The 9,383-nt window shown below is 41.4% G+C and carries 5 protein-coding genes and 1 pseudogene; 3 read left to right on the top strand and 3 right to left on the bottom strand.

Annotated elements, in window-relative coordinates; all coding sequences use genetic code 11:
• Positions 1-142 precede the first annotated feature (142 nt).
• On the bottom strand, positions 143-3,268 hold the full coding sequence (locus WN50_RS10295; protein ID WP_046279460.1) for a PAS domain-containing protein: 3,126 nt from the start codon (positions 3,266-3,268) through the stop codon (positions 143-145).
• Positions 3,269-3,397: 129 nt separating this feature from the next.
• Here WN50_RS10295 and WN50_RS10300 point away from each other — a divergent pair, with 129 nt between their 5' ends.
• Positions 3,398-4,537 (top strand): glycosyltransferase, encoded by a 1,140-nt coding sequence (locus WN50_RS10300; RefSeq protein ID WP_046279461.1) that lies wholly within the window; start codon positions 3,398-3,400, stop codon positions 4,535-4,537.
• 45 nt (positions 4,538-4,582) lie between these two features.
• Here WN50_RS10300 and WN50_RS10305 read toward each other — a convergent pair whose 3' ends face one another.
• On the bottom strand, positions 4,583-5,383 hold the full coding sequence (locus WN50_RS10305) for a glycoside hydrolase family 108 protein (protein WP_235440901.1): 801 nt from the start codon (positions 5,381-5,383) through the stop codon (positions 4,583-4,585).
• Between the two features lie 26 nt (positions 5,384-5,409).
• The gene (locus tag WN50_RS10310) at positions 5,410-6,501 is read right to left on the bottom strand and encodes an RNA-guided endonuclease InsQ/TnpB family protein (protein ID WP_046282337.1); all 1,092 of its coding nucleotides are present in this window, start codon (positions 6,499-6,501) and stop codon (positions 5,410-5,412) included.
• 194 nt (positions 6,502-6,695) lie between these two features.
• Between WN50_RS10310 and WN50_RS10315 the strand changes: the two genes are divergently transcribed.
• Entirely contained in the window at positions 6,696-8,438 is a 1,743-nt protein-coding gene (locus WN50_RS10315; protein ID WP_235440902.1) for an O-linked N-acetylglucosamine transferase, SPINDLY family protein, read from the top strand.
• An 18-nt stretch (positions 8,439-8,456) separates the two neighbouring features.
• Positions 8,457-8,876: pseudogene (locus tag WN50_RS36005) on the top strand (O-linked N-acetylglucosamine transferase family protein); the annotation flags it as partial.
• Positions 8,877-9,383: the final 507 nt, after the last annotated feature.

Here is a 9,383-nt window from a genome sequence, read left to right on the forward strand (position 1 = left end):
AACGAATTCACTGGGAAAATGAAACAGCCCTGCCCCAATTTTGGGGGTCACGGGGGATTAATCATCTGTAGCATTATTTTTTCGATTTCATATTACGCTAGGCTAACCCATCACAAGTTCAACCCAACTGTTTTTTGATTCATTAATATCGCTGACGATACTGCAATTCTTTAAATGTCAAATAAAACGTCGTACCATTGTCTCGAATCAGTTCAATATGACCATCAAGTTGATCAATTAAGGTACAAACCAATTCCATCCCTAAAGAATCAACCTGACGAAAATCGATATTTTGAGGAAAACCAATCCCATTATCACGAACCGTTAAAGCAACAACGTTATCCGAATTTTGATGCAACTTTACCCAAATTTTACCGGAACGATTGTGAGGAAAAGCGTGTTTAAAAGCATTAGAAACCAACTCATTCAAAATTAAACCACAGGGATGAGCTGTTTCCAAATTCAGACCAATTGATTCAACATCAAGTTCTAACTCAATCAAATCTCGATTGGGATCATAGGATTCCATAAGCTGACTAACGAGATCTTGAATATAATCTCCAAAATCAATTTGATCTAATCCGGTTGATTGATAAAGCTTTTCGTGAATTAACGCCATTGATTCAATCCGTTTCTGACTGTCTTGGAGAATTTTAATCACTTCTAGATTGTCAGTATAATCCGTTTGAAACTCCAGAATATTAGAAACAACCAACAAATTATTTTTCACCCGATGGTGAATTTCTTTGAGTAAAACTTCTTTTTCCTTGAGAGAAGTCTTAAGCTGACTCTCCGTTTGGTTCCGTTCAATCGCCGTTGCTAAAATATGCGCGACACTCTGAAGAAAATAAACATCATCTCGACTAAAAACTCTCTGTTTCGAGGTATAAGCACTCAAAATTCCAAAGCAAGAACTGCAACTTTCAATCGCAATACTAATCCCATAAAGATTGGAATGGCTATCAATAGAGGGAAAAGCAATCTGCTGTTCAATTAAATCTATTTCCTGCTCTTTCGCCTGCTTAGATGCTGACGCGAGTGAGTCATCCTGTTGATGATTTTGTTGCAGAGTTGCCGTTAATAACTTCAGTAAATCAGGATTTTGAATGGGAACATCTAACACCTGAGCTGACTCAACATTGAGACAACGAGCGACTCGAATTACAGTCTGTTCAATTAGCTGATCATAATCGATACCCGAAAGCGCCTTTTGTCCGAGATCGGCAATAATTGCTTGTTGGTAAGCTTTCGCTGCAATTTGATTCTGCACCTGTTGACGTTGGTTAATTTCATGGCGTAGTTTTTCATTGGTTTCTTGCAGTTGTGCGGTACGCTGTTCAACAATCGTTTCTAATTGTTGATTAAGCTGTTGCAGTTCCATCTCGACTTGCTTACGTTCACTAATATCCGTCAGCGTTCCTACAAAACCTTTCACAACACCCCAATCATCAAATTCCGGAATCACCTGTGCAAATACCCAAGTGATAATCCCATCGGCACGATGGAGTTTATATTCTAACTCTAGAGGTTGATAGTGATTTCGAGTCATCAACCAACTTTGCTCAACATATTGAAGATTACTCGGATGTACCATTGTCGTCCAATACTGTCCAATAAATTCACGAAACCCTTGTCCGATAATTTCGCTAGTGCGTTCGTTCACATAGAGATAATGACCTGCAATATCAGTGCGAAAAATCCCCACCGGAGAGATATCCGCCAACGTCGCCAAGCGTCCCTCACTCTCAGCTAACGCCTCCTCAACCCGTCTGCGTTCGGTGATGTCTTCCGCCAAGCTGACAATACGATAAACCACCCCTAACTCGTTACGCACGGGAAAACTGCGTGTCCAAATCCAGCGCACTTCTCCATCAGAGCGAATAATCCGATATTCCTGATTAAAATTACCCTCTTTAAAACTCTCTAAAAAGTTGTCTTGTATTCTCTGTTGATCCTGGGGATGAATCATCTCGAACCACAAGCGGGGATTTTCATACAAACTCGCGGGAGACATTCCCCAAATCTGTTCAAAGGCGGGACTAATATAGAGAAGTTCAAAGGTATCAACCGACCAAATTAAGAAGACTTCTCGTATACTTTCAGCTAACTGACGAAACTTTTGTTCACTATCACGCAGTTGTTGTTCTGTGAGTTCCCGTTCCCGCAAAACTTGTCTAAGATTAGTATTAACTTTCTGAAGTTCGGCGGTGCGTTCAATCACCCGATGTTCCAGGGCTGCGGTGAGTTTTTGTAAAGCTTGTTCTGTTTGTTTGTGTGGGGTAATATCTTGAGCCACCCAAACAACAGTATCCTCAGATAAGGGGGAAATCTTTGCACTAAACCAAAAAATGCCTTGATCAGTATTCAAACGATATTCAAAGCTGACGACTTGTTGAGTGCGTAGAGCTTGTTGAATGGGATCGGTAAAATATTCAATCTGAGTCGAGCGAGAAAATTGTCGAATTGTTTCTTTAATAATCTCAGGATTGATCGGACAAAATTGGCTAGGCGGTGTATCTTTGACTTCTATTGAGCCATTTGTGAAATGAACAATTAAAACCAGATCGGTTAAGGCGGCGAGAAAGGCTCGAATTTCTTGTTGAGAAGATCGCAGTTTTTGATCAATGCGTTGGATCAGTTGACGTTGATTTGTTTCTTGTTGGATGCGTTGCTGTGCGGTGTGAAGTTGAGTAATATATTGAATGAGTTGATGTTTTAACTCCTCATTTTCTAGATGCTTGTCTGGGCGTTTTGATAACGGGGAATTATCCAGGGTTTTCGGATGTTCAACTGATTGTTTGACGACTGGGGTTGTGTTTGAAGTATTAATCGGTTTTAGAACTTGTAAAATCCGGTTGGCTGTAATCATACCCCGAATTTTTCCTTGAGCATTTAAGACGGGGAGTAGATCAATTTGATGATTTTGAAAAAGTGATAATATTGTAGAGATATCATACTGATCATCTTCGTTTAAACTCTGGCTTGGTGTGATCATCACCTCAGCCACCCTCAGATCAGCTAGATTTTTTCCGGTGGCGATCGCTTCTACGATCTGATGTTCTCCCAAAATCCCAACACAGTGATCGGCTTCTACAACCACTGTATACTGAGAGCGAGTCCGGCGATCGCCTGAGTGGTTGGGGTTTGTTACCTGACTCATCAAAATCACCGCTTCTTGAACCGACTGACTGGGGGTAACGCTGAATGATACCGGATCAACGATCTCATCAAAACGGGGTGAATAAACTGAAAGGGTATTCAATAACATGGGTTTTGGGGAAACTGCCTCAATTGGATTTTGAAATTTTTGAGATTCGGTACTATATTGAATATTGATAGAGTCTTTATAATTGGATCGGGTTTGTACTAAAAATTATGATGTTAATCTTAAGTTTAAATGGATTTTCTCAATCAAGCACACTTCTTGCTGATTTTTCCCAATATTTTTGGATTTAAAGGCGGAATACAAGTCTATTCTGCTTTCTTGCTGCAAGGCTTGCAACAACTCTATCCTGATGCCCGCTACGATGTATGTCTCAAATATGATCAACCAACACCCCAATCTTCTCTATTTCTTCCTCAAACCCATTTTCACTGTTTTGGTCAGTTTCCTCGCCTCCTACAAACGCTGTTAATGGCAGTTCAAATGATTTGGGTGGGAATTTGGCAACGACCTAGTTTATTGATCACAACCCATATCAATTACAGTATTCCTTGCTATTGGTTATACCGTCTGATAGGGATTCCTTACTGGATTGTCGCTCATGGTGACGAAGTTTGGAATCTACAACACCCTCTGTATCAAAAAGCCTTACGTCAGGCGAATTTAGTGATTACTGTTAGTCATTATACCCGCGATCGCTTACTAACAGAACAGTCTCTCCGGCCAACTCAGGTTAAGGTTTTAGCCAATACTTTCCAGGCGACTCGCTTTGATATCGCCCCTAAACCGCCGAACCTCTTGAAACGCTACGGCTTAACGGCGGATCAGCCTGTTATTTTAACGGTTTCTCGGTTAGGACTCACAGCCGCACCCTATAAAGGATATTATCAAGTTTTACAAGCCTTAGTGCAGGTTCGCCGCCAAATTCCTAATGTTCATTATTTCTTAGTCGGGAAAGGAGATGCACGCCCTGAGATTGAATCTTTGATCACTCAACTGAGTTTAACGGATTGTGTTACTTTAACCGGATTTGTACCGGATGAACAACTCAATGATTATTATCATTTGTGTGATGTCTTCGCCCTTCCCAGTCAAATCGAAGGATTTGGTATTGTCTATCTCGAAGCCTTAGCCTGTGGGAAACCTGTATTAGCCGGGAATCAAGATGGTGCTGTTGATCCGTTATGGGGTGGGGATTTAGGTTGTTTAGTTGATCCCGAAGATGTTAATGCGATCGCCGAAAATCTTATTAAAATTTTACAAGGTTCCTATCCCAATTCAAACCTTTATCAACCCCATTTATTGCGAGAAAAAACTATCGAACGATTTGCATTTGATCAATTTTGTGCTAATCTCGCCCAACTTTTACAGTGAACAGTATCCCGTAGGGGCTATTAATGAATCGCCCCTACCCGTAACTTAATTTTGAATTTTTTCAACGTAACCCCACAGGCTATAATCTCGACTCAACCAGCCGTGAAAAAATGCCATTTGACTGGGATTTTGTTGCACCCGCTTGTAACGATACAGAATGCGTTCATTCACCATTTGTAGCGCCGTATATTTGTTATTTCCACGACTGAGTGCTTCGATTGTCAACCCATCAAATACACCCGTTTGCGGTAAACCTAACGCTTGTTGTAAAAACGTAATCGAGTTTTGAATTCCAAAATTCACCGCCGTATCAAACATCACAATTGCTAAAGCCGGGTGCATTTTAGCAGATTGGGAAGCATCCCAATATCCCTGATAAATTTCTAATAGTTCAGTATCCGACATTTGCGTAACATCAAGCGGCGGTAAACCCCGTCTCGCTCGATAAGCATTATACTCGGTTTGGAGAATTCCTCGGTAGGTGCGACCCCCCACATCGGCAGGGTGATCACTAAACCCTCCTTCAAAATACAGCGTGAAGGCTAAAGCTGCATCAAATAAGCGTTTTTCATAGTTATTTACGGCTTGCGCCACACCCAGGCGACCCAGAGGCACGGCAAAGGTTAGGGTTAATAACAAGATAGCGCGAATCAGGTTAGATTTCAGCAGTTTTTGACCATTGGGTTGGATCAAGTTCATAGCAAAACTTTCGGGTTCAATAGGTAGAGTATTTAGCGTTGAGTTCGTCCAACCGGATGTAGGGCTGGCACGGCTTACAATCGGTGAAACTGCTTTATAAAACTGATATAACGCGGTATAAACCGTGTTAACGTTTATTTCCTGCATCACCCCGGACTGTCGGCAGCACCCGGTCAGACAGGCAAATCAGCCGAGAAGCCCTCGGCATAATGTAATAAATTTAGGCTAGCATTATAGTCACGATCTTTGACTTCACCGCAAGCCTGACAGTTGAAAACCCGTTCTTTAAGCGGCATTTCTTGAACGTGACCACAGATTGAACAGGTTTTAGTTGACGGGTAAAATCTATCAGCAAAAACTACAACTGAGCCGTACCACTCGGACTTATACTCAACTTGGCGGCGAATTTCATAAAAAGCAGAATCAGCAATAGCACCTGCTAACTTATGATTTTTTAACATCCCAGAAACATTCAAGTCTTCTAACCCAATGAATGCGTGGTTTTTGCATAGCCATGAGGTAAGTTTATGAATTGCATCTTTTCGGATGTTAGCCACTCTTTGATGTGCTTTTGCCAGTTTAAGTCTAGCTTTATTCCTGTTATTTGAACCCTTCTGTTTTCTAGAAAGTTCACGCTGAAGTCGAGCTAGATTTTTTTGAGCTTTTTTGTGAGCTGCTGGATTGGCAAAAACAGTACCATCTGAACAGGTAGCTAAGACTTTAACCCCAACATCAACACCCAGATAAACTCTTGATTTTATGGTGTGTTCTGGCTCAAACTCGTAAGCGACAGACAAATACCAAGAATCAGCGCTCCTGCTTATTGTGACTCGTTTGGTTTGAATTTCAGGAAGGGCTTCGTAAGTGTTAACCCATCCAATAAAAGGAAGCTTCAATCTCCTCCCTGAAAACCTCATTACTTTGCCACAATTGTCAATAGTAAAGCTATCATTTCTGCCTTTTTTCTTGAACTTAGGATGTTCAGCAATGCCTTGAAAAAATCGGCTAAATGCTTCTCCCAAGTGCATGAAGGCAAATTGATAAACTCTAGAACTTAGCGTTGACTGCCAGGAATATTGAGGTTTGACGTGATTGGTGTAGAACTTTTTAAGCTTATTCGCAGAAGGTTTTAAACCCTGTTTGTAAGCTTCATTCCAGAGATTTAAAGCCCAATTCCAAACCCATCTAGAATATCCGGCGTGGGTCGCCATTAAAGTCTTCTGTTTGTTGTTCAGTTTTAACTTGGTATGATAGGCTCGTTGCATAGATCTATTATCTGATCTTACAGATAGTACCGTGTTGTACCATAAATCGTCTACTAAGTTACTGCTCTCGCCTCAAGATAGCAGAAGATGAGACATTTGCCTATAGATTTGCGATAAAATCTTCAACAACATCTCGAAAACTTCTAAAATAGGGGATAAACTTTTAGCTTGACCCTTTACTGAAGACAGTTCTAATGCGTCCCGATTTCGGTTTATCGTCGGCTGACTTTAACGCTAATTCTGCTGAAGCTTTGACTCTACAGGCTGAAATCAGCTATGCTCAGGGAAATTTTACCTCAGCGATCGCCAATTGTGAACAGGCGATTGTCTTACAACCGAGTTTCGCGGCGGCTTATGTGACGTTAGGGAATGTTCGACAAGCTCAAGGTTTGATTGATGCGGCGATTCGTTCTTATACTCAGGCCTTAGAACTTGACCCCAATTTAGCACAAGCTCATGCCAATTTAGGCAGTATGTTTTATAAGCAAGGCTTGCTAGATGAAGCGATTACTTGTTATCGTCAAGCATTATCGCTGAAGCCCAATTTTGCAGCCGTATATTGGAATTTGGCGCTGGCGTTACGAAGACAGGGAAACGAACCGGAAGCCCAAATTTGTGAACAAAAAGCTGTTGAATATCAACCTCAACTTGCAGGTGCTAATTTCTTCTTTAATCAAGGGAATAAACAGGCTTCTCAAGGAAAGCTAGATGAAGCGATGAACTCATGGGAGCAAGCGATCAAACTTGATCCCAATCTCGCCGAAGCTTACTGTCAGATTGGCATGATTTTACGCTATAGAGGCGAACACAAGCCCGCAATTTCCCAGTTTGAAAAAGCGCTGGAAGTGAAACCGAATTTAGTTCCGGCTCATCAACATTTATGCGGCATTTTTCGGGATTCTTCCGATTTGGCAGCAGCACGTCAAGCAGTTAATCGCTATCGTCAACAGTGCAGTGATACCGATCCAATTATGACGGCGATTTATTCGATTAGTACCCATCAAGTCTCGGGGTTGAATCAAATTGCTAAAGACCAATTTTTGGTGTTAGAATCTCAACTCGATCAGCATCTCAACCACACCACAGATATAGAAATTCGTTCACTGTATGCGAACTTATTATTTAGTTTACCCTATTTGCGGGATAATTTAGCCGAAAATTCTCGATTCATTCAAAAAATTTCTCAACGCTATATCGAGCAAATTCTGCAACCGAACCGCAGTTTTTATTTCCTAGACTATTCTCAGCCTTCATCTCAACAGCAGTTAAAAATAGGGATTATTTCCAGTCATTTTAATCGTCATGCGGTGGGCTGGTGTAGTTTAGATATTATTCGGGCGTTATCCCAAATTACCCCAGAGATTTATCTTTATTTTACAGATAGACCAAAAGTTGATGATCGCACCGCTCTATTTCAACAAATTTCTCGCAAACTTTACGAACCCAAACATTATCCCAACGGTTTACCCGATGCTCGAGAAATTAGCCAAGAAATTCGACAAGATGAGATTGATATCTTAATCGATTTAGATGCAATTAGTATGCCCATTCATACCGATATTCTTTATGCTCAACCTGCTCCCGTATGTCTATCTTGGTTAGGGTTTGATGCGCCTTATCTTTCTGAAAAAAATTACTTTTTATGTGATTGGCACAGTCACCCAGAAGGACGTGAACAGTATTATACTGAACAATTAGTCAGAATGCCTGATAGTTTTGTCGCCGTTTCAGGATTTGAGAGAATGGCGGTAAATCGGGAGAATCTTCGCAAAGCTTACCGCATTGATTTAGATCAGGTTGTTTATCTCTGTGTTGCACCGGGACGCAAGTTTAACCGAGAATTAGTACAGGCTCAAGTTGCTATTCTCAAACAAGTTCCTAATAGTATTTTAATCCATAAAGCAGCCGGAGATATAGGTGTTTTTCAAGGCGCTTAGGGGGAAGCTTGTCAAGCCGTTGGAATTAGTCAACATCGAGTCAAGTTTATTCCTAGATTTCCCACCGAAGAAGAACATCGCCAAGTTTATGGTTTAGCGGATGTATTGTTAGATTCCTATCCTTATAATGGCGGGACTCACACCTTAGAAGCGTTGTGGTTTGAGGTTCCGGTTGTGACTCGAAAAGGCGAACAATTTTTATCAAGAATGGGCTATTCTTTTCTACGAGGCGTCGGTGTAGAAGCAGGAGTTGCAGAGTCTTGGGAAGAATATATTAACTGGGGAGTGCGGTTTGGAGAAGATATCGCCTTCAGAAGAACCGTTCAAACTCAGTTAATTAAAGCTAAAGAATCAACGAATTTAGCGCCCTTATGGAATCCGACTTTATTTGCTGAAAATCTCTATAAAATTTGTGGTAAACTATTAAGCGATCGCTAATCATCGTTATTCAAATCTAGAGATTAAAGTCCCCCAATAATCCCCCCTAGCCCCCCTTCAAAAGGGGGGAAAAGAGTAATTAAGTCCCCCTTTCTAAGGGGGATTTAGGGGGATCTCCCAGAGGATTTAGAGTAATTAAGTCCCCCTTTCTAAGGGGGATTTAGGGGGATCTCCCAGAGGATTTAGAGTAATTAAGTCCCCCTTTCTAAGGGGGATTTAGGGGGATCTCCCAGAGGATTTAGAGTAATTAAGTCCCCCTTTCTAAGGGGGATTTAGGGGGATCTCCCAGAGGATTTAGAGTAATTAAGTCCCCCTTTCTAAGGGGGATTTAGGGGGATCTCCCAGAGGATTTAGAGTAATTAAGTCCCCCTTTCTAAGGGGGATTTAGGGGGATCTCCCAGAGGATTTAGAGTAATTAAGTCCCCCTTTCTAAGGGGGATTTAGGGGGATCTCCCAGAGGATTTAGAGTAATTAAGTCCCCCTTTCTAAGGGGGATTTAGGGGGATC

This window comes from Limnoraphis robusta CS-951 (assembly GCF_000972705.2).

Excerpts from the sequence above, each read along its gene's own strand:
- WN50_RS10295 (WP_046279460.1), bottom strand. The coding sequence starts at position 3,268 with ATGTTATTGAATACCCTTTCAGTTTATTCACCCCGTTTTGATGAGATC.
- WN50_RS10300 (WP_046279461.1), top strand. The coding sequence starts at position 3,398 with ATGGATTTTCTCAATCAAGCACACTTCTTGCTGATTTTTCCCAATATT.
- WN50_RS10305 (WP_235440901.1), bottom strand. The coding sequence starts at position 5,383 with ATGCAGGAAATAAACGTTAACACGGTTTATACCGCGTTATATCAGTTT.
- WN50_RS10310 (WP_046282337.1), bottom strand. The coding sequence starts at position 6,501 with ATGCAACGAGCCTATCATACCAAGTTAAAACTGAACAACAAACAGAAG.
- WN50_RS10315 (WP_235440902.1), top strand. The coding sequence starts at position 6,696 with ATGCGTCCCGATTTCGGTTTATCGTCGGCTGACTTTAACGCTAATTCT.